The organism is Streptosporangium pseudovulgare (assembly GCF_014648055.1).
GTDB lineage: Bacteria > Actinomycetota > Actinomycetes > Streptosporangiales > Streptosporangiaceae > Streptosporangium > Streptosporangium pseudovulgare.
In genome coordinates this window covers 163,423-182,221 of the sequence record NZ_BMQJ01000006.1, presented here as the reverse complement: position 1 = coordinate 182,221, position 18,799 = coordinate 163,423, and the positions used below count along the sequence as shown (strand labels likewise).

Here is an 18,799-nt window from a genome sequence, read left to right as displayed (position 1 = left end):
ACTCCGTCCCGTCCGCCGCCGTGCCCGGCACGGGGCCGCCGGAGAGGGGGGCCCGCGCCGATCCGCGGAAGGCGTCCTCAGCCCCAGCGCTCCGCGCCGGGACGCCTGGCGGCGACGTACACGATCACGGTGCACCCGGTGAGGATGAGAACCGCCGTCCACAGCGGGGCCACCGGGAAGAGCACCCGCCGCAGCGTGCCCGAGACCAGGGCGCCGGCCAGCAGCGCGCAGATCGAGACGAGTCTCCGGCCCTGCCTGGCGGGCACGACGGATTCGGCGAACAGCGAGGTGAGCGTGGTCGTGACGACCGTGGTGTTCAGGTCGGGCACCCTGATCCCGCGTACGACCGCGTACTCCCAGCCCAGGGAGAAGGCGAGCGTCATGATGACCGGCCATCGCACCCGGGGATCGGCGAGCCCGTACCGGGAGGCCAGGACCGAGGCGCCGCAGACCAGCACCGTCTGGACCGCGGTGCCCGCGGCCAGCAGCAGGCCGCGGTGCCGGCGCCCGGACCACGACAGGACGGCGCCGCCGCCGGCCGCTCCCGCCGCGAAGGACATGAGTGACAGCGCGGAGGACAGCGGCGTACCGTGACCGGCCAGGCCGAGGCCGAGGATGATGACGTTCCCCGTCATGGCGGCGACGAAGATCTGGCCGAGGTCCAGGAAGCTCGTCGCGTCGATCATCCCGGTGGTGAAGGCGAGCGCGACGAGCACGTACGGCAGGGGCCCGTCGAGCCGGCCACCGCCCCGCGTGCCGTCGGTCACGACCTCGCGCCGGCGGGTCTCATCCGATCCGCAGCTCGGTGTCGAGGCCCGCGGTCTCCTCGTGGGGGCTCGGACGGAAGGTGAACAGGACCTCCACGACCTTGCCGATGAGGTAGGTGAGCACGAAGGTGTAGCAGGCGACGGCGAGGACGGCGACCACCTGCTTGCCCAGTAGGGAGACCGAGCCGCCGTAGAAGAGACCGGCGATGGGCTTGGCGTACTTCCCGGTGGCGAAGAACCCGAGGAGCACCACGCCGACGATGCCGCCGGCCCCGTGGATGCCGACGACGTCCAGGGTGTCGTCGTATCCGACGGTCGTCTTGACCTCCACGGCGTAGGTGCAGACGACGGCGACGACGATGCCGATGATCGTCGCGCCGAAGAGGTTGACGTACCCGCAGGCCGGGGTGATGGCCACCAGACCGGCGAGCGCGCCGGTCGTGCCGCCCAGCCTGGAGAACCGCCCGAACCGGACCCGTTCGAACAGCATCCAGACCAGCATCGCGACACAGCCGCACATCATGGTGTTGACCACCGCGTTCGCCGCCAGGGCGCCGTCCGTCAGGGCCGATCCGCCGTTGAACCCGAACCAGCCGAACCACAGCAGCCCCATGCCCGCCATGACCAGCGGGATGTTCTTCGGCTCCGGGGGCCCCTCCCTGCGGAAGGACAGGCTCGGCCCGAGCACCAGCGCCAGCGCCAGGCCCGCGATCCCGGAGTTGAGCTCGACGACCAGGCCGCCGGCGAAGTCCAGCACCCCCCACCTGTTGAGCCAGCCGTCCTTGGAGAACACCCAGTGGGCGACCGGCAGGTAGACCAGGGTCACCCAGACCGCGCCGAAGACCATCCAGGGTCCGAGCCTGACGCGGTTGGCGACCGAACCGCTGACCAGCGCGAGCGTGATGATGGCGAAGACGAGCTGGAAGAGCGAGAAGACGTACATCGGGATGACGCCCCGCAGGACCGACGGGGTGGTCTTGAAGAACTCCCACTCGCCCCAGCCGATCAGGCCGAGTCCTCCCACGTCATCGCCGAACGCCAGGCCGAACCCGTAGACGAACCAGATGACGGTCACCACTGCGATCGAGACGAAGCTCATGTACAGGACGCTGACGAGGTTCTTCGCCCGGGCCATTCCGCCGTAGAAGAGGGCGAGGCCCGGTGTCATGAGCAGCACCATGGCGAAGCTGACGAGCACCCATGCGGAATCGCCGGTATTCAGCCCATATTTCATGCCCAAGCTCCTGGTTCCCGTCAACACCATTAGACATGGGCGTTCAATGGATACACGAAACATTTTCCCGAAGCACCGCGAACAAAGCTTCATCCATCGGGCTTTTACCCTTCCCGATATCCCCAGAATGCTTTATCCGGCTTTAGCCCGGAAAAATGGTTTTCACCCTGGGTGGGTCCGTGGTTCCACGGTCAGGAGGGTGGCGCGGGCCGGCCGGAGGCGGCGGCGAGGCGGACGAGTTCGGCGGCGGCGCCGGGGAGGCGTGTCCGCCTGCGCCAGACCGCCAGCAGCGGCCGGCGCAGGTCGAACCCCGCGACGGGGACCTCGACCAGCCGCCCCTCACGGAGCTCGGCCGCGACGGCGAGCGCGCTGAGCACCGCCGGGGCGGCGCCGGCCTCCACCGCCACCTTCACCGCGGCGTTGGAGGACAGCTCCAGCGCGGGCGGAACGGTGACCCGCCCGGCCATGACGCGGTCGAGGGCGGAGCGCGTGCCCGACCCCGGCTCCCGCACCACCAGCGGGGTGGCCGCGAGATCGGCGAAGCGCAGATGGACCGGGTGCCGCGCCCAGGGATGGCGGGGCCCCGCCACCACGATGAGGCGGTCATAGGCGACGTACCGGGTGCTCAGCCCCCGCGGCAGGAACGGCGACTCGATGAAGCCCACGTCGATCTCGCCGTCCCGCGCCAGCCGGCAGACCATGTCCGAGTTGACCACGCGCGGCCTCACCTCGACGCCGGGCAGGGTACGGCGCAGCGCGGCCAGCCAGCCCGGCATGAGGTATTCGGCGATCGTCATGCTCGCCGCCACCCGCACGAGCGCGTCGTGCTCCCGGCGGAGGGCCCGCACGCTCGCCAGCAGGCCGTCCGCCGCGGCCAGCGCCGCCCGGGCCTGGTCGGCGACGATCCGGCCCTGCGGGGTGAGGCGGGAGCCGGTCGTCGAGCGGCGCAGCAGGGGCAGGCCCAGCTCCCGCTCCAGGGTGTCGAGCCGGCGGCTGGCGGACGCCTGGGTGATGCCGTGCAGCCGGGCCGCCTTGCCGACGCTGCCCTGCTCGGCGACCAGGAGCAGGAGTTCGAGGCTCGCCAGGTCGGGCCATCGCGCGTTGCTCATGCGGTCACCGTATGACCTGCCGCGAAATCGGTGGCTACCGGACCAACATCACACCTGACAGAAATGCGGACATGACCCTGTCCACCGCGCCGGCACCCGCCACCGGCATCCGCTCCCTCCTGCCCGGGCTCGTCGCGTCGGCCGCCGGTGTCGCGGCGGCCACCGGGATCAACGCCCTCCTACCCACCGTGAGCCCGCTGATGGCGGCGGTCGTGCTCGGCGCCCTCGTGGCGAACCTCGGAGCGTGCCCGGCGGCCCTGCGGCCCGGCCTCGCGTTCGCCTCCAGACGGCTGCTCCGGCTCGGCGTCGTGCTCCTCGGCGCGCAGCTCGCCGTACGGGACGTCCTCGCGCTCGGGCTCCCGGTGGTGCTGCTGGTGGTGGCGACGGTCGTCGTCGCCTTCTCCGGCACGTGGTGGCTCGGACGCCGGCTCGGGCTGAGCCGCGACCTCTCACTGCTGGTGGCCACCGGCTTCGCCATCTGCGGCGCGGCCGCGGTCGCCGCGATGAACGGGGTGGCCGACGGCGAGGAGGAGGACGTCATGACCGCGGTCGCCCTGGTCACCCTGTTCGGCTCCGTCTGCATCGTCGCCCTCCCGCTGCTCCAGGGACTCCTGCGCCTTCCCGCGGAGGGCTTCGGCGTCTGGAGCGGGGCGAGCGTGCACGAGGTGGCCCAGGTGGTGGCCACGGCGCAGACGGCCGGTACGGCGGCGCTCGCGACGGCCGTGGTCGTCAAGCTGACCCGGGTCGTGCTGCTCGCCCCGCTCATCGCCGGCGTCAGCGTCCTGCGCCGCCGTACGGCCGGGTCCCGGACGGGCGGGAAGCCGCCCATCGTCCCCCTCTTCGTGGCCGGCTTCCTCGCGATGGTCGCGCTGCGCAGCCTCGGCGCCCTGCCGGCCACCTGGCTGGCGCCGCTCAAGACGGCCGAGTCCCTGCTGTTCACCGCCGCGCTGTTCGCCATGGGGACCGCGGTCGACCTTCGGGCGCTGGCGCGCACCGGCCGCCGGGCCGTCGTGCTCGGCGCCCTGTCGACGGTCCTCATCTCGCTGGTGGCGCTCGGCGGCGTGGTGGTCCTCACACCCGGGGGCTGACCGGTCCGAGCCGGGCCGGGATGGGCGGAGAGGCGCGGTCCGGGTTCCCCGGCGGAGCGCATCGGACGGGAGCCCCTGTTCACCGGCGAAAACCGCCGGTGAACAGGGGCGAAGGCGCGGGCTCCTCAGCTCCGGTCATCCGCTGACGGATCCCGGATCAGCAGCACCCGGCGGTGTAGCCCGTGTAGCCCGTGTAGCCCGTGTAGTACGAGGGGACGCAGCCGCCCCCGACGAGGGCCGTGCCGCCCCAGTAGCCACCGACGACCGGCGGACCCCAGTAGCCCACGGGGCGGACGAACCCACCCCAGGGACGGACGAAACCGGCGCCGGGCGGGTAGAAGCCCCCGACGGGACGGACGAACCCGCCACCGGGGACGCCCCAGCCAGGGCCGCCCGCCGTGAAACCGGCCTGGGTGAGGCCGGTCGGACGGGCCGGGACGGTGACGGCCGCCGAAGCGGCGACCGGCGCCGCGACGGCGAGCGTGGCGCAGACGGAACCGGCCAGAAGGAGCCGGCGGATCACAGTCATATGACCTCCTGTCCACTTACTGTCACTATCTGTGACGATCGCCAGGTTATCGAACCGTTGATCACGGAGCTGGACGTGAGCGGGTCAACGGACGGCAATCAATGACGAGGTCGCGGGAGGCGCCCGGGGCCCCGAGCCCGCGGGATCGCGGTGCCGGGAGGCCCGCTCGGCGGCGTCGGCCTGCCGGGACCCCGGGCCCCGGGAAGCGCGGGCCCCGGGGGGCCAGGCCGTGCGACGGGCGCCGTCCGGGCGCGCATACCATGCAGCGGTGGAGGTTCTGGAACCGGAGGAGTGGCGGGCCCGGGCGGCGGCCTACGAGCGGCGCGTCGAGGCGTGGATGGCGCTGATGGGCCGGCGCGGATCCTCCGTCGAGTGGATCGTGCGACTGCCTGCACGTCACACGGATCTACGTATGCGCAACTCAGAAACCCAGAAAGATAGGGTGTTGAAGACGAACAAAGCGGATAAAGGGGGTGAAACCAATGACCATTCTGCCCGCTTCCACCTGGGCTTCCCTCTCACATGCTCATGAGAAGCGCGCTGCCTCCCTGACCGCTGAGCACCGTGCCCGCAAGGCGGCGAGAGAACGCCACGCGATCGATGACTTCCTCTACGACTACTACGGCACAAGGCCTTCTGTTCTGCGACGCTGGCATCCCGGCGTAGGCATCGCCTTGGAACCCGGGCCGAACGGTTCCGCACCGCATCAGCAGTGGCGTTGGTACGCCACGGACGCAGACGGCGTCGTCAGCTTCAACGCAGCAGCGTTCCTCGCCGACCGGGTCGACTCGGTGCGCTTCATCCATCGGTTGCTGTCCGCGATCGCTTCGCGGCCGGCCTTCACCGGCTGCTTTGGCTTGCATGAGTGGGCGATGGTGTACCGTCAACGCGAGCATCGGCATCCACTTCCTCTACGACTCGGGCAGGAAGGCACTGATGCGGTAGTCGAGTCTCACCAGATCCGCTGCACGCACTTTGATGCGTTCCGGTTCTTCACGCCGGACGCTGTGAGCCTCAACCGGCTCCGGCCCACGAGGAAGAGCCAGGCAGAGCTTGACCAGCCGGGCTGCTTGCATGCCTCGATGGACTGTCACAAATGGGCAACCAAACTTGGTCCTGCGGTCCCCGGTGAACTGGCGCTCGATTGCTTTGAGCTGGCAAAGGACATCCGGCTACTCGACATGCAGGCGTCCCCATATGACCTGTCCTCGTACGGACAGCCAGCGGTAGCCATCGAGACGCCGGAGGGCAAGGCGGAGTACGTGGCCCGTCAACGTGCGTTCTCTCAACGCGCTGGTCACCTGCGCGCCCGGCTGATCAATGTCTGTGCGGCGCTGCTTGAGGGAGTGGAGCCGCCGTCAAGGGTGGGGGTATGACTCTCCTGAGAGCACCCTCCGGAGAATAGGATTTCCCAGGACAGGGGCCCTTCGGGATTTCATCCCGCTTCCTCTTCTGTGTTAGATGATCGCGACCTTCGCGGAGTCTCCTGCCTTGAACACCACATCAACATGCCGCTCATCGGCGCGGCGAACACCACGCCCCTTCTGATGGAGGTGGCAGCCCTCAATGACCGCGAGGATCAGGGACCTCTTGCGGTCCACATCCAGCCCGTCGCCGGCCGTACGGAAACCGGGCCCGGCCGGCCGGTGCGGGCCGTCCGGGGGCGGGGTCAGGAGCGGCCCGGGTGGCCGCGGGCGCGGCGGGTGCGGTTGTCACCGGCCAGCGCGACCGCGGTGTTGACGACCGACACGTGGCTGTAGGCCTGCGGGAAGTTGCCGAGCTGGCGGTGGTGGGCGGCGTCGTACTCCTCGGAGAGGAGGCCGACGTCGTTGCGGACCGCGAGCAGCCGGTCGAACAGCTCCCGGGCCTCCTCCCGGCGGCCGAGCAGGGCCAGGGCGTCGGCCAGCCAGAAGGAGCAGGCGAGGAAGGCCCCCTCGTCCCCGGGCAGGCCGTCCACGTCCCCGGTGCCGGAGCGGTAGCGATGGACGAAGCCGTCCCGGGACAGCTCGCGCCGTACCGCGTCCACCGTCCCGGCGACGCGGGGGTCGTCGAGCGGCAGGAAGCCGAGCCTGGGGATGAGCAGCAGCGCGGCGTCCAGGCCCGTCGAGCCGTAGTACTGGGTGAAGGTGTTGCGGCCGGGGTCGTAGCCGCGGGCGCAGACGTCCCGGTGGATCTCCTCGCGCAGCGCCCGCCAGCGGTGCGCGGGGCCTTCGCGGCCGTGGTTCTCGACGGCGGAGATCATGCGGTCCGCCGCGACCCACGCGAGGATCTTGGAGTGGACGAAGTCGCGGCGCGGGCCACGCGTCTCCCACAGCCCGTTGTCGGGCTTGCGCCAGGCGCCCTCCAGGTAGTCCATGAGGACGAGCTGGAGGTCCCACGCGTCGTCGTCCGGCCTGAGCCCGGCGTCGCGCGCCAGCTCCAGGCAGTCCATGATCTCGCCGTAGACGTCGAGCTGGAACTGGGCGGAGGCGGCGTTGCCGATCCGCACCGGCTGCGCCCCCTCGTAGCCGGCCAGCCAGTCGGGGTTCCACTCCGGGATCCGGCGGCCGCCGTCGAGGGTGTACATGGTCTGGAGGTCGGCGGGCTCGCCGGCGACGGCCCGCAGCAGCCAGTCGCGCCAGGCGGTGGCCTCGTCGTCGTACCCGGCGTGCATCAGCGCCTGCAGGGTGAAGGTCGCGTCCCGCAGCCAGCTGTAGCGGTAGTCCCAGTTGCGGGTGCCGCCGGGCCGCTCGGGCAGGGAGGTGGTGGGGGCGGCGACCAGGCCCCCGGTGGGGGCGTAGGTCAGCGCCTTGAGGGTGAGGAGGCTGCGCCGGACGGCCTCGCCGTACTCCCCGTCGTAGCGGCAGCCCGAAAGCCAGCGGGTCCACATCCGCTCGGTGGCGGTCAGGGACTCCTCGGCGTCGGTCCGCTCGGGGCGGGGCAGCCACGACTCCCGCCAGGTCAGCACGAACGGCACCCGGTCCCCGGCGGAGACGGTGAAGGCGGCGGTGGTCCGGTGGGCCTCCTTGTCGGGGCACAGCGGGACGGGGCACTGGAGCCAGGCGGCGTCCGGGCCGGCCACGACGGCGAGCCGGCCGCCCTCGTGGCGGAGCCAGGGCACGACGCGGCCGTAGTCGAAGCGCAGCGTCAGCTCGGTGCGCATCTCGACCCGGCCGCGGACGCCCTCGACGACGCGCACCAGGTCGGGCGCCTCGCCGCGGGCCGGCATGAAGTCCACGACGCGCACGCACCCGTCCGGGGAGTCCCACGTCGTCTCCAGCACCAGCGTGTCGCCACGGTAGCGGCGTCCGGTGCAGGTCTCCCGGCCGGCCGGCGCCAGCAGCCAGCGTCCGGCGCGCGGGCCGTCCAGCAGCGCGGCGAAGCAGGCCCCGGAGTCGAAGCGCGGCAGGCACAGCCAGTCCACCGAGCCGTCCCGCCCGACCAGGGCGGCGGTGTGCATGTCACCGACCAGCGCGTAGTCCTCGATCCGCATCCCGTGCCTCCTGCCGGTCCGTCCCGTGCCGCCTTCTGGTCTGTCCCGCGCCTCCCACCGGTCCGTCCCATGCCGTCTTCTACCGGCTTCTATCGGCTTCTACCGGTCTGCCCCGTGCCCTCCGCCGGTCTCCGGTGGCCTTCCCCGGTCAGGCGACGCGGTGGCCGGCGGCGCCGGGCCGCAGGGTCAGGCCGTGGCCGGGCGTGTCGGTTCGGGGGCGCGCGGTCCCCCCGGCGGGGTCGGCGGCGCCGTCGAACAGCTCGGCCTCGATGCGCGCGTGGTCGTGGAACCACTCGACGTGGCGCAGGCCGGGGGTGGCCGCGGCGGCGGGCAGGTGCAGGTTGGGCGCGCAGTGCGCGGACACCTCCAGGTGGTGCCCGGCGGCGATCGCGGCGGCGCCGAACCAGCCGGTGTAGCCGCCGCAGCGGGTGGCGTCGATCTGCAGGCAGTCCACGGCGTCCGCCTGGCACATCCGGGTGAAGTAGGTCAGGTCGCTCCCGTACTCGCCGGCGGCGACGTCGGCGCCGATCCGCTCGCGCACGAGGCGCAGCCCGGCCAGGTCGTCGGAGGAGACCGGCTCCTCGAACCAGCTCACGCCCTGGCCGTCGAGGAGGGAGGCCAGCCGTACGGCCTGCTTGGCGGTGTAGCCGCCGTTGGCGTCGACGTACAGCTCGGCGCCGGGGCCGACGGCCTCACGGGCGACGGCGACGCGGTGCAGGTCGCGGCCGGGGGCGGTGCCGCGGGACTCGCCGATCTTGATCTTCACGCGGGGGATGCCCAGCTCGTGCGCCCAGTGCCGGAGCTGCGCGCGGGTGGTGTCGTCGTCGTAGGTGGTGAACCCGCCCGACCCGTAGACCGGCACGTCCGGGCGCGCGGCGCCGAACAGGCGGGTGAGCGGCGTGCCCAGCAGCCGGGCCTTGAGGTCCCACAGGGCGACGTCCACCGCGGAGATCGCGTATCCGGCGATCCCGGGGCGGCCGGCGTTGCGCACCCGGCGGGTCATCGCCGTCCAGGTCGCGGGGGTGTCCATCGCGTCGGCGCCGGCCACCGTACCGGCCAGGACCTCGGTGACGAAGGCCGCGGCGGCCGCGGGCGCGTAGGTCCAGCCGGTGCCGGCGGTGTTCTCCGCGGCGGCCTCGACCACCACCAGCGTCGTCGCGTCCCAGGCCAGGGTGCCGTCCGCCTCCGGGCGGTCGGTCGGCACCCGGTAGGCCGCGGCGCGTATCTCCTTGATCGCCGTCATCACGCCTCCCCCTGCGGAGCCTCCCCCCTCTGCCGAGCCTCCCGCCGGAAGTCGGGCCGCCATATCCCCGGGACATTTGATTAACGGCAAATCTCGGCAAAAGGCGAGACTTTCCATTCGGCGAACGTTTGGTGGCACCCGCCCGGCGCACGCTCGCATGTATGACCGACATCGCCTCCGAAGTGCTCATCGAACGACTGGCCGCCTGGGGAGTCGACACCGTCTTCGGCCTGCCCGGCGACGGCATCAACGGGATCATGGAAGGGTTGCGCCGCCACACCGACCGGGTCCGGTTCGTCCTCGTGCACCACGAGGAGGCCGCCGCGTTCATGGCGACCGCCCACGCCAAGGCGACCGGGCGCATCGGGGTCTGCCTGGCGACCTCCGGACCCGGCGGCATCCACCTGCTCAACGGCCTCTACGACGCCAAGCTCGACCACCAGCCCGTGCTGGCGATCACCGGAATGCAGGAGACCAGCGTGCTGGGCACCGGCTACCAGCAGGAGGTCCACCTCGACCGGCTGTACGCCGATCTCGCCGAGTACAACCTCGTCGTGGACAACCCGGCGCAGCTTCCCGGGGTGGTGGACCTCGCGATCCGCACCGCCTACGCCCGGCGCGGCGTGGCCCACCTGTGCCTGCCCAACGACGTGCAGGTGGCCCCGGCCGACGCCGACCCCTACCAGCACGTCGCCCCGGCGCGGCCCCCGGCGACCGCGCCGATCTACCTGCCCGCGCCCGGCATGCCGCGCCCCGAGGACCTGGAGGCCGCCGCCCGGGTGCTCAACGCCGGCGAGCGGGTGGCGATCCTGGCCGGGGCCGGCGCCCTGCACGCGCGGGAGGAGGTGCTGGCCGTCGCCGACGTCCTGGGCGCCCCGGTGATCAAGACGCTGCCCGGCAAGGCCGTCATCCCCGACGACTCGCCCTACGCGGTCGGCGGGATCGGCCTGCTGGGCACCAGGCCCGGGGAGGACCTCGTCGATGACTGCGACACCCTGTTCATGGTCGGCACCAACTTCCCCTACACCAAGCACCTGCCGGAGCCGGGCAAGGTCCGCGTGGTGCAGATCGAGGCCGACCCGGCGCGGGCCGGCGTGCGCATGCCGACCCAGGTGCCGATGATCGGCGACGCGAAGGAGGGGCTGGCCGCGCTGCTGCCGCTGCTGAGGCGCAAGGACGACCGGAGCCACCTGGAGAAGTACCGGCGGGCGATGGACCGCTGGCGCGCCGACATGGCGGCCCTGGAGTCGCCCGACCGCGACCCGATCGCCCCGCAGTACCTGATGGGCTGCGTGGACCGGGCCGCGGCCGACGACGCGATCCTCACCTGCGACTCCGGAACGATCGCCACCTGGGCGGCGCGGCACTGGACGATCCGGGGCGACCGGCGGTTCTACCTGTCGGGCAACCTCGCCACGATGGCGCCCGGCCTGCCGTACGCGATCGCGATACAGCACGCCTTCCCCGGCCGGCAGGTGATCGCGTTCGTCGGCGACGGCGGCTTCGCGATGCTGATGGCCGAGTTCCTCACCGCCGCGCAGCACCGGCTGCCGATCAAAGTCGTGATCAACAACAACAACGCCCTCGGCCAGATCCTGTGGGAGCAGATGGTGCTCGGCTACCCCGAGCACGGTGTGCGGTTCGCCGAGCCGGCCTCCGACTTCTCCGCCTGGGCGCGCTCCTGCGGGGCCTACGGCCGCAAGGTGAAGGCCCCCGGCGACGTCGAGGAGGCCGTACGGCAGGCGCTCGCGCACGACGGTCCCGCCCTGGTGGACGTGGACGTCAACCCGAACGAGCCGCCGATGCCCGGCAAGGTCGGCCACGACCAGGCGGTCAAGTTCGCCGAGGCGTTCCTCAGGGGGCAGCCGCACCGGGCGGCGATCGCCACCACCCTGTTCAAGGACAAGATCTCCCAGCTGGGGAGGTGAGCGCGATGAGCCCGGTCATCCCGGTGCCGTCTCCGGTCACGACCCGCCCGGCCCAGCCGTACGTGCGGGTGCGCGGCCTGGAGCGCGACCTGACCGCCCGGGTGGACGGTGAGGTGCGGTTCGACCCCGGCAGCCGCGGCGCCTACTCCACCGACGGGTCCAACTACCGGCAGGTGCCGCTGGGCGTGGTGGTGCCCCGCACGGTCGAGGCCGCCGTCGAGGCGATCGCGGTCTGCCGGGAGCACGGGGCGCCCGTCACCTCGCGGGGCGGCGGAACCAGCCTGGCCGGGCAGACCTGCAACGTCGCCGTGGTGATCGACTGGTCGAAGTACTGCGACCGTCTCGTCTCCGTGGACGCCGAAGCCCGGACCTGCGTCGTCGAGCCGGGGATCGTGCTCGACGTCCTCAACGCGCGGCTGGCGCCGACGAGGCTGATGTTCGGGCCCCGGCCCTCCACGCACTCCCAGTGCACGCTCGGGGGGATGATCGGCAACAACTCCTGCGGATCGACCGCGCAGGCGTACGGCAAGACCGCCGACAACGTCAACCGCCTGGAGATCCTCACCTACGACGGCACGCGGATGTGGGTCGGCGCGACCGACGAGGAAGAGTACGCGCGGATCCTCGCCGGGGGCGGCCGGCGCGCGGAGATCTACCGTGAGCTGCGGGAGATCGTCGCCGCCGACGCCGGGGAGATCCGCCGCCGCTTCCCCGACATCCCGCGGCGGGTGTCGGGCTACAACATCGACCAGCTCCTGCCCGGCGGGGACTTCCACCTGGCCAGGGCGCTGGTCGGCTCCGAGGGCACGCTGGTCGCCGTGCTGCGGGCCGAGCTGTGCCTGGTGCCGGCCCCGGCCGCCGAGAGCCTCGTCCTGCTCGGTTACCACGACATCATCGCCGCCGCCGACGCGGTGCCGCGCATCGCCGCCCACCGTCCGCTGCAACTGGAGGGCGTGGACGACAAGCTGATCGACTACGAGCGGCGCAAGGGCATGCACCCCGACGCGGTGAAGCGGCTGCCCGAGGGCGGCGGCTGGCTGATGGTGTCCTTCGGCGCGGGCTCCCAGCGCGAGGCCGACGAGCGGGCCCGCGCCCTCACCGACGACCTCGACGGCACCGAGCACGAGCCGCACATCGCCTTCTTCGACGACGAGAGGACCGAGAAGCAGCTGTGGGAGCTCCGCGAGTCCGGGTTGGGGGCCACCGCGCGCGTCCCCGGCATGCATGAGACGTGGGAGGGCTGGGAGGACTCGGCCGTGCCACCGGAACGGCTCGGCGGCTATCTGCGGGATCTGCGCGGGCTCCTGGAGGAGCACGGGTACGGCGCCGCCTCGCTGTACGGGCACTTCGGGCAGGGCTGCGTGCACACCCGCATCCCGTTCGACCTGGTCACCGCCGACGGCGTCGCCGCCTTCACCTCCTTCCTCGGCCGGGCCGCCGACCTGGTCGTCTCCTACGGCGGGTCGCTGTCGGGGGAGCACGGCGACGGGCAGGCGCGCGGGCAGTTGCTGCCCAGGATGTTCGGTGACACGGTCATGGCGGCGTTCGGCCGGGTCAAGGCGGTGTTCGACCCCGACGACCGGATGAACCCGGGGAAGATCGTCGCCCCCTACCGGGTGGACGAGAACCTGCGGCTGGGCACCGGCTGGACCCCGGCCGACCCGCGCGTCCACTTCGGCTACCCCGACGACGACGGGAGCTTCCAGCGCGCCGTCATGCGCTGCGTCGGCGTCGGCCAGTGCCGCAGGCACGACGGCGGCGTCATGTGCCCCTCCTACCGCGCCACCCGCGAGGAGGAGCACTCCACCCGGGGCCGCGCCCGGCTGCTGTTCGAGATGCTCGGCGGCCACGCCGACTCGCCGGTCGGCGACGGCTGGCGCTCCGAGGCCGTACGGGACGCCCTCGACCTGTGCCTGGCGTGCAAGGGCTGCAAGCACGACTGCCCGATGAACGTCGACATGGCCACCTACAAGGCCGAGTTCCTCTCCCACCACTACGCCCGCAGGCTCCGCCCGGCCGCCCACTACTCGATGGGCTGGCTGCCGCTGTGGGCGCGCCTGGCCGCGCTCGCCCCGCGGGCGGTCAACGCGCTGGCCCACGGGCCCGGCACGGCGGCGCTGCTCAAACGGCTGGGCGGCGTGGATCCGGCCAGAAGCCTGCCGGAGTTCGCCGACACCCGCTTCAGCGACTGGTACCGGCGGCGCGGCCCGCGCGGCGGCGGGGAGCGCGGGCCGGTGCTGCTGTGGCCCGACACCTTCACCGACAACTTCTCCCCGCGGATCGGCCGCGCCGCGGTGGACGTCCTGGAGGAGGCCGGATACCGCGTCCTCGTCCCGCCCCGCACGCTGTGCTGCGGGCTGACCTGGATCTCCACCGGCCAGCTCGGCACGGCCCGGCGGGTGCTGCGCCGTACCGTGCGCACGCTCACCCCGCTGCTGCGCCGCGGCGTGCCGATCGTCGCGCTGGAGCCGAGCTGCGCCGCCGTGTTCCGCGACGACGCCGCCGGGCTGTTCCCGCACGACCGGGACGTGTCCCGGCTGGCGGAGCAGACCCGCACGCTGGCCGAGCTGCTCACCGGCGCCGAGGGGTGGGAGCCGCCGCGGATCGGCGGGACGGCGGTCTCCCAGCCGCACTGCCACCACCACTCGATCCTCGGCTACGACACCGACCGCCGCCTGCTGGAACGCGCCGGGGTCCGTCTCGACGTGGTCGGCGGCTGCTGCGGCCTCGCCGGGGACTTCGGCTTCACCGCCGGCCACCACGAGGTGTCGATGGCCTGCGCCGAGCAGGAGCTGCTTCCCGCCGTGCGCGCGGCCGGGCCGGACACGCTGGTCCTCGCCGACGGGTTCAGCTGCCGGACCCAGCTCGAACAGGCCGGGACCGGCCGCCGGGCGCTGCACCTGGCGGAGGTCCTCGCCGCCGCCGTACGGGACCGGGCCGAGGGGACACGGGCGGACGCGGCGCGGGCGGACGGGTCCGGGACGCGTGCGGACCAGGCGGGTGCGGAGGCGGCACGGGCGGGAGCGGACGGGGCACGGCCGGTTCGCGGCGGGAGGTGAGAACCGTGGATCACGGGGAACTCACCACGTCGACGACCGCCGCGGGCCGCGACCCCGGGACCGGAGAGGACGCGCCGCACGGGCGGTCACCCGAGGCCGCACCCGCCGGGAGCCTCCGGCGCCCGCGACCGGCGGCCCACCCGAGAAAGGCGCGATGAACACCGACGAAGCCCGCGACACCGCCGCCGGACCCCGGAACGGCCTGGCCGAGGCGGCCTGGCGGGTCGAGGAGGCGTCGCTCGCCCTGGTGGAGATGACGCTCGACGCCGTCGCCGAGGACAGCGATCTGTCGGTCACCCAGCTGCGCGTGCTGCTGGCGGTCGACCGGCACGGCCCCCTCAACCTCAGCGCGCTCGCCGCCCATCTCGCCGTGTCGGTCTCCGCCGCCGGCCGGCTGGTCGCCCGGCTCGACGACGCCGGGCTGCTCATCCGCCTGCTGTCCCCGCACAGCCGCCGTGAGATCAGCATCGACGTCACCGCGGCCGGCCGCCGGGCCATCGGACACCTGCGCGCCGCCCGCCGCCGCCGTATCGCCGCCACGCTGACCCGCCTGCCGCCCGGCACCCGGCGGGCGCTCGCCGGAGCCCTCACCGAGTTCACCGCCGCCGCGCGGACCGGTGAGGAACCCGGCGCCGGGCACGCCTCGGACCAGCCGTCCACCGACCGGACCACCAGGAGGAACCAGTGACCATGCGCGCCCTGACCGTCGTACCCCAGCGGAAGGACTCGCTGGCGGTGATCGACGTCCCCGACCCCGAGCCCGGCGAGAACGACCTCCTCGTGGACGCGCTCGCCCTCGGGGTGTGCGGGACCGACCGGGAGATCGCGGCCGGCGACTACGGCACGGCGCCGGACGGCCGGGACCGCCTCGTGATCGGCCACGAGTCCCTGGGCCGTGTACGGCGGGCGCCGGACGGCAGCGGCTTCTCCGAGGGGGATCTCGTGGTCGGCGTGGTGCGGCGCCCGGACCCGGTGCCCTGCGGAGCGTGCGCGCGCGGCCAGTTCGACATGTGCCGCAACGGCCGCTACACCGAACGCGGCATCAAGGATCTCGACGGCTACGGCAGCCGGTCCTGGACCGTGGAGACCGGTTACGCGGTCAAGCTTGACCCGGGCCTCAGCGAGGTCGGCGTGCTGATGGAGCCGACCAGCGTGGTCGCCAAGGCGTGGGAGCAGGTCGAGAAGGTCGGCGGCCGGTCGTGGTTCGAGCCGGAGACGGTGCTGGTCGCCGGCGCGGGGCCGATCGGGCTGCTGGCCGCGCTGCTGGGCGTGCAGCGCGGCCTGGACGTCCACGTCCTGGACGTGGTCACCGAGGGGCCCAAGCCGCGGCTCGTGGCCGATCTCGGGGCCACCTACCACTCCGGTGACCTCTCCGACGCGGCCGCCGCCGCCAGGCCCGACATCGTGATCGAGGCGACCGGGGCCAGCCGGGTCGTCTTCGACGCCATCACCGCCACGGTGCCCTACGGCATCGTCTGCCTGACGGGCGTCTCCTCGTCCGGGCGGCGGCTGACGATCGACGCGGGCGGCCTGAACCGGGAGATCGTCCTGGAGAACGACGCGGTGATCGGGTCCGTCAACGCCAACCTCGACCACTACGCCGCGGCCGCCGAGGCGCTGGCCAAGGCCGACCGCGACTGGCTCGGCCGGCTCATCACCCGGCGGGTGCCGCTGGAGCGGTTCGCGGAGGCGTTCACCGCCGAGCCCGACGACGTCAAGGTGGTCATCACCTTCGAGGACTGACCCGGGCACGCCGCGCGGACCCGGGCACGCCCGGGTCCGAGGACCGCCCGGTGGCACGGCCGGGGCGCCACGCGGACGGAAACGCGGCACGGACGGGAACGCGGCGCGGACGGCGTGCCGTCAGCGGGCGTTCCGGGAACCCGAGGCGGCGGGCGCCCGGCCCGCGGCCCGGCCGGCGGGCGGGGGCTGGGCCCACTGGAGCGCCTCGGCCGGCCAGTCCTGCAGGCGCGCCGCGGCCTCGAAGGTGGACTGGGCGAAGTCGAGGATCGCCCGGTGGGGGTCGGGGGCGTTCCTGACGTCGTCGTAACGCAGCACGAACTCGCCGAAGGCGTCGTCGTAGTAGGCCGCCTCGGGTAGGACGGACCGGTCGCGGAAGCCGGGAGGCTCGGGATAGGCGTAGGAGTAGAACACCGGCTGGTCGATCCGCGCGCCGTTGATCCACGTTCCGCCCGGCCAGAAGCCGAGGTCGCTCTGCTCGGCGTTGAAGCTCAGCCTGGTGACGGGGTCGGCGTCGGCCGGCGGTTCGGCGGGCCGGCCGGAGTAGCGGGTGGTGGACAGGTCGAACGCGCCCCAGTAGAACTGCACCGGGCTGCACTTGCCGGTGAACCGGGCCCGGAACTCGGTGAAGATCTCCTCCACCCGCAGGAGCACCTGCCAGAACCGCTGGACCTGCGCCGCCTCGTAGGTGGAGTGGCGGTCGTCCCGGTCGAACCGTACGGGGTCGGCGAACTCGACCGGCATCGTGCGGATCTCGACGTCCACCCCGAGGTGGGCCAGGGAGCGCAGGACCTCGGCGTAGAAGTCGCGCACCGCGCCGCCCAGCGCGATCGTGCGGCTCCCTCCGTCGGAGGTCTCGATGTGCAGGGAGTGGTCCAGCAGGTCGAAGCAGATCTCGAAGGTGCGTTCGCCGTACGGGATCGGGCCGGTGGAAAGGCCCCGGGCCGTGAGGTGGAACGCCACCTGCCACCAGTGGTTGACCATCGGTCGCAGGGCGAGCGAGATCTTCCCGACCACCTGCGCGTACATGTGCAGCGTGTCGTAGGTGTGCTGCCATCCGCTCACCGGCAGCGCCGGCCATCCGTTCCCACGCTCGGCCATCGCACCGCTCCTCTCTTCCTCTCGTCTTCCCGTCCCGGGCGTCCGGGACGTCGTCACGTGCCGTGTTCCGTTGCCTCGTGTTCCGCGGTTCCGTGTTCCGTTGCCTCGTGTTCCGCGGTCCCGTGTCCCGCGGTCCCGTGTTCCGTTGCCTCGTTTTCCGGGGACTCGTGTCCCGGGGGGTGTTCGGAGTGGTGCTCCGAGCGGAGCAGTTCCACGACCGCGCCGAGGTCGGCGTCCCCCCAGCCGCTCGCGGCCGCCTCCTCGTAACGGCGTTCGACCGTCCGGGCGATCGGCAGGTCGAGGCCGAGCGACCGGGCGAGCTCGATCACGAGCCGCAGGTCCTTGGCGCCGAGACGCGTCGTGAACCAGCCCTCGTGGTCGCCGTGGAAGATGTCGTCGAGCCGGTTGCGCATGCCGGGGGCGACGGTCGACCACTGGTAGAGGAAGTCGTGCAGCATCCTCTCGTCGAGCCCGGCCGCCTGTCCCGTGGCGACCACCTCGGAGACCAGGGCCACACCGGACATGAGCAGGTGGTTGTTGAGGACCTTGTAGATCAGGCCGGCGCCCGGGTCCTCCCCGCAGTAACGCTGGACCGAGAAGACGTCCGGCCACAGGGACCGGAGCCGGCCCATGACCTCCCGGTCCCCGCTCAGCAGCCCCATGGCCTGACCGGCGGCGAGCGCGGCCGGTCCCCCGACGACGGGGGCGGCCACGAACCGGTGCTCCGGCGTCATCTCCCGCAGCTCCCGGGCCGTGGCCGGCGACACGGTGCTCAGGTCGACGACGACCGGCGGGTCGGGGCCCATGTGCGCCGCGATACGGGTCAGGACGTCGCGGCACGCCCGGTCGTCGGTGAGCGTCATCAGGACGGCGTCGGCGCCATGGGCGGCCGCCTCGGGACTGGCCGCCTCCTCGGCGCCGGCCCGGACCAGCTCTCCGGTCCTGCCCCGGGTACGGTTCCAGACCCGCACCACGTGTTCGCGGGCGAGCAGCCGCCGGGTCAGCGCCGTGCCCATCCGTCCCGTTCCCAGCACCGCCACCCGCATGTGCCGCTCCTCCCAGTCCGCCGGTTCCGCGGCCGTCCCGTCGCGCCGTGACCGCCGGCGGCCGCTAGGCCGTTCTCTCCATCTCGTGCCCGTGCACGACCAGGGCGTAGATCACGAGGATGTCGATCGCGATGACGATCAGGGACCACCAGGGATAGGCGGGGATGAAGAGCATGTGCTCGATGGCGTTCAGCGCGGCGAGCACGACCGCCACGGCGCGTGCCCACGTCTGCCCGGCGACGAGGGCGATGCCCGCGGCGATCAGGAGGACGCCGAGGATCAGGTGGATCCACCCCCACGCCGGCAGGTTGAGGACCAGCACCTGGTCGCCCGTCTGCACGTAGAGGGCGCCCCGGAGGATGGCCGACAGGCCCGTGATGACGTTGAAGACGCCCACCAGGATCATCATCACCGCGGCGAACCATATCCAGCCGAGCCAGCCGCTCGCCCGCGCGCCGTATGTCATGCCGACCCCCGTTTCCC

General features: G+C 72.7%; 16 protein-coding genes. 7 read left to right on the top strand and 9 right to left on the bottom strand.

All coding sequences use genetic code 11. The features are described from left to right. Window positions 1-77 precede the first annotated feature (77 nt). The 3 genes from IEZ10_RS14380 to IEZ10_RS14370 form a co-directional block, all read right to left on the bottom strand. Window positions 78-767 carry a YoaK family protein gene (locus IEZ10_RS14380; RefSeq protein ID WP_189246993.1) on the bottom strand — a complete coding sequence of 230 codons (690 nt, stop codon included), beginning with the start codon at window positions 765-767 and terminating at the stop codon, window positions 78-80. Between the two features lie 19 nt (window positions 768-786). After that, complete coding sequence (locus IEZ10_RS14375) at window positions 787-2,001, bottom strand: ammonium transporter (RefSeq protein WP_189246992.1); 1,215 nt, start codon at window positions 1,999-2,001, stop codon at window positions 787-789. 191 nt (window positions 2,002-2,192) lie between these two features. Next, entirely contained in the window at window positions 2,193-3,110 is a 918-nt protein-coding gene (locus IEZ10_RS14370) for a LysR family transcriptional regulator (RefSeq protein WP_189246991.1), read from the bottom strand. 71 nt (window positions 3,111-3,181) lie between these two features. Between IEZ10_RS14370 and IEZ10_RS14365 the strand changes: the two genes are divergently transcribed. Continuing rightward, window positions 3,182-4,198 carry a YeiH family protein gene (locus IEZ10_RS14365; protein ID WP_189246990.1) on the top strand — a complete coding sequence of 339 codons (1,017 nt, stop codon included), beginning with the start codon at window positions 3,182-3,184 and terminating at the stop codon, window positions 4,196-4,198. 157 nt (window positions 4,199-4,355) lie between these two features. Here IEZ10_RS14365 and IEZ10_RS14360 read toward each other — a convergent pair whose 3' ends face one another. Beyond that, window positions 4,356-4,727 (bottom strand): hypothetical protein, encoded by a 372-nt coding sequence (locus IEZ10_RS14360; protein WP_189246989.1) that lies wholly within the window; start codon window positions 4,725-4,727, stop codon window positions 4,356-4,358. A gap of 268 nt (window positions 4,728-4,995) precedes the next feature. Here IEZ10_RS14360 and IEZ10_RS14355 point away from each other — a divergent pair, with 268 nt between their 5' ends. Further along, window positions 4,996-5,259, top strand: a complete 264-nt coding sequence (locus IEZ10_RS14355; protein ID WP_189246988.1) for a hypothetical protein — start codon at window positions 4,996-4,998, stop codon at window positions 5,257-5,259. Continuing rightward, the gene (locus IEZ10_RS14350; protein WP_189246987.1) at window positions 5,210-6,103 is read left to right on the top strand and encodes a 3-methyladenine DNA glycosylase; all 894 of its coding nucleotides are present in this window, start codon (window positions 5,210-5,212) and stop codon (window positions 6,101-6,103) included. Before IEZ10_RS14355 ends, IEZ10_RS14350 begins: the two co-directional genes overlap by 50 nt. 293 nt (window positions 6,104-6,396) lie before the next feature. Here IEZ10_RS14350 and IEZ10_RS14345 read toward each other — a convergent pair whose 3' ends face one another. Continuing rightward, the gene (locus IEZ10_RS14345) at window positions 6,397-8,199 is read right to left on the bottom strand and encodes a glycoside hydrolase family 15 protein (protein WP_189246986.1); all 1,803 of its coding nucleotides are present in this window, start codon (window positions 8,197-8,199) and stop codon (window positions 6,397-6,399) included. Window positions 8,200-8,347: 148 nt separating this feature from the next. Then, window positions 8,348-9,442, bottom strand: coding sequence for an enolase C-terminal domain-like protein (locus IEZ10_RS14340; RefSeq protein ID WP_189246985.1), 1,095 nt, complete (start codon window positions 9,440-9,442; stop codon window positions 8,348-8,350). A gap of 161 nt (window positions 9,443-9,603) precedes the next feature. Here IEZ10_RS14340 and IEZ10_RS14335 point away from each other — a divergent pair, with 161 nt between their 5' ends. The 4 genes from IEZ10_RS14335 to IEZ10_RS14320 all read left to right on the top strand — a co-directional run bounded on the left by IEZ10_RS14335 (window position 9,604) and on the right by IEZ10_RS14320 (window position 16,172). Further along, window positions 9,604-11,370, top strand: coding sequence for a thiamine pyrophosphate-dependent enzyme (locus IEZ10_RS14335; RefSeq protein ID WP_189246984.1), 1,767 nt, complete (start codon window positions 9,604-9,606; stop codon window positions 11,368-11,370). Between the two features lie 5 nt (window positions 11,371-11,375). Then, window positions 11,376-14,429 carry an FAD-binding and (Fe-S)-binding domain-containing protein gene (locus tag IEZ10_RS14330; protein ID WP_189246983.1) on the top strand — a complete coding sequence of 1,018 codons (3,054 nt, stop codon included), beginning with the start codon at window positions 11,376-11,378 and terminating at the stop codon, window positions 14,427-14,429. 154 nt (window positions 14,430-14,583) lie between these two features. Further along, a complete protein-coding gene (locus IEZ10_RS14325; protein WP_189246982.1) occupies window positions 14,584-15,117 on the top strand; it encodes a MarR family winged helix-turn-helix transcriptional regulator in 534 nt (177 codons plus the stop codon). 2 nt (window positions 15,118-15,119) lie between these two features. Continuing rightward, window positions 15,120-16,172 (top strand): glucose 1-dehydrogenase, encoded by a 1,053-nt coding sequence (locus IEZ10_RS14320; RefSeq protein WP_189247145.1) that lies wholly within the window; start codon window positions 15,120-15,122, stop codon window positions 16,170-16,172. Between the two features lie 120 nt (window positions 16,173-16,292). Here IEZ10_RS14320 and IEZ10_RS14315 read toward each other — a convergent pair whose 3' ends face one another. The 3 genes from IEZ10_RS14315 to IEZ10_RS14305 form a co-directional block, all read right to left on the bottom strand. Next, window positions 16,293-17,270, bottom strand: coding sequence for a DUF5996 family protein (locus tag IEZ10_RS14315; protein ID WP_229811253.1), 978 nt, complete (start codon window positions 17,268-17,270; stop codon window positions 16,293-16,295). Between the two features lie 53 nt (window positions 17,271-17,323). After that, entirely contained in the window at window positions 17,324-18,316 is a 993-nt protein-coding gene (locus tag IEZ10_RS14310; RefSeq protein WP_189246981.1) for an NAD(P)-dependent oxidoreductase, read from the bottom strand. A gap of 64 nt (window positions 18,317-18,380) precedes the next feature. Next, window positions 18,381-18,782, bottom strand: coding sequence for a DUF7144 family membrane protein (locus IEZ10_RS14305; protein ID WP_189246980.1), 402 nt, complete (start codon window positions 18,780-18,782; stop codon window positions 18,381-18,383). Window positions 18,783-18,799 lie beyond the last annotated feature (17 nt).

Coding starts and splice junctions, on each gene's coding strand:
- IEZ10_RS14375 (WP_189246992.1), bottom strand. CDS start 2,001: ATGAAATATGGGCTGAATACCGGCGATTCCGCATGGGTGCTCGTCAGC.
- IEZ10_RS14370 (WP_189246991.1), bottom strand. CDS start 3,110: ATGAGCAACGCGCGATGGCCCGACCTGGCGAGCCTCGAACTCCTGCTC.
- IEZ10_RS14365 (WP_189246990.1), top strand. CDS start 3,182: ATGACCCTGTCCACCGCGCCGGCACCCGCCACCGGCATCCGCTCCCTC.
- IEZ10_RS14360 (WP_189246989.1), bottom strand. CDS start 4,727: ATGACTGTGATCCGCCGGCTCCTTCTGGCCGGTTCCGTCTGCGCCACG.
- IEZ10_RS14350 (WP_189246987.1), top strand. CDS start 5,210: ATGACCATTCTGCCCGCTTCCACCTGGGCTTCCCTCTCACATGCTCAT.
- IEZ10_RS14345 (WP_189246986.1), bottom strand. CDS start 8,199: ATGCGGATCGAGGACTACGCGCTGGTCGGTGACATGCACACCGCCGCC.
- IEZ10_RS14340 (WP_189246985.1), bottom strand. CDS start 9,442: ATGACGGCGATCAAGGAGATACGCGCCGCGGCCTACCGGGTGCCGACC.
- IEZ10_RS14335 (WP_189246984.1), top strand. CDS start 9,604: ATGACCGACATCGCCTCCGAAGTGCTCATCGAACGACTGGCCGCCTGG.
- IEZ10_RS14330 (WP_189246983.1), top strand. CDS start 11,376: ATGAGCCCGGTCATCCCGGTGCCGTCTCCGGTCACGACCCGCCCGGCC.
- IEZ10_RS14325 (WP_189246982.1), top strand. CDS start 14,584: ATGAACACCGACGAAGCCCGCGACACCGCCGCCGGACCCCGGAACGGC.
- IEZ10_RS14320 (WP_189247145.1), top strand. CDS start 15,120: ATGCGCGCCCTGACCGTCGTACCCCAGCGGAAGGACTCGCTGGCGGTG.
- IEZ10_RS14315 (WP_229811253.1), bottom strand. CDS start 17,270: ATGGCCGAGCGTGGGAACGGATGGCCGGCGCTGCCGGTGAGCGGATGG.
- IEZ10_RS14310 (WP_189246981.1), bottom strand. CDS start 18,316: ATGCGGGTGGCGGTGCTGGGAACGGGACGGATGGGCACGGCGCTGACC.
- IEZ10_RS14305 (WP_189246980.1), bottom strand. CDS start 18,782: ATGACATACGGCGCGCGGGCGAGCGGCTGGCTCGGCTGGATATGGTTC.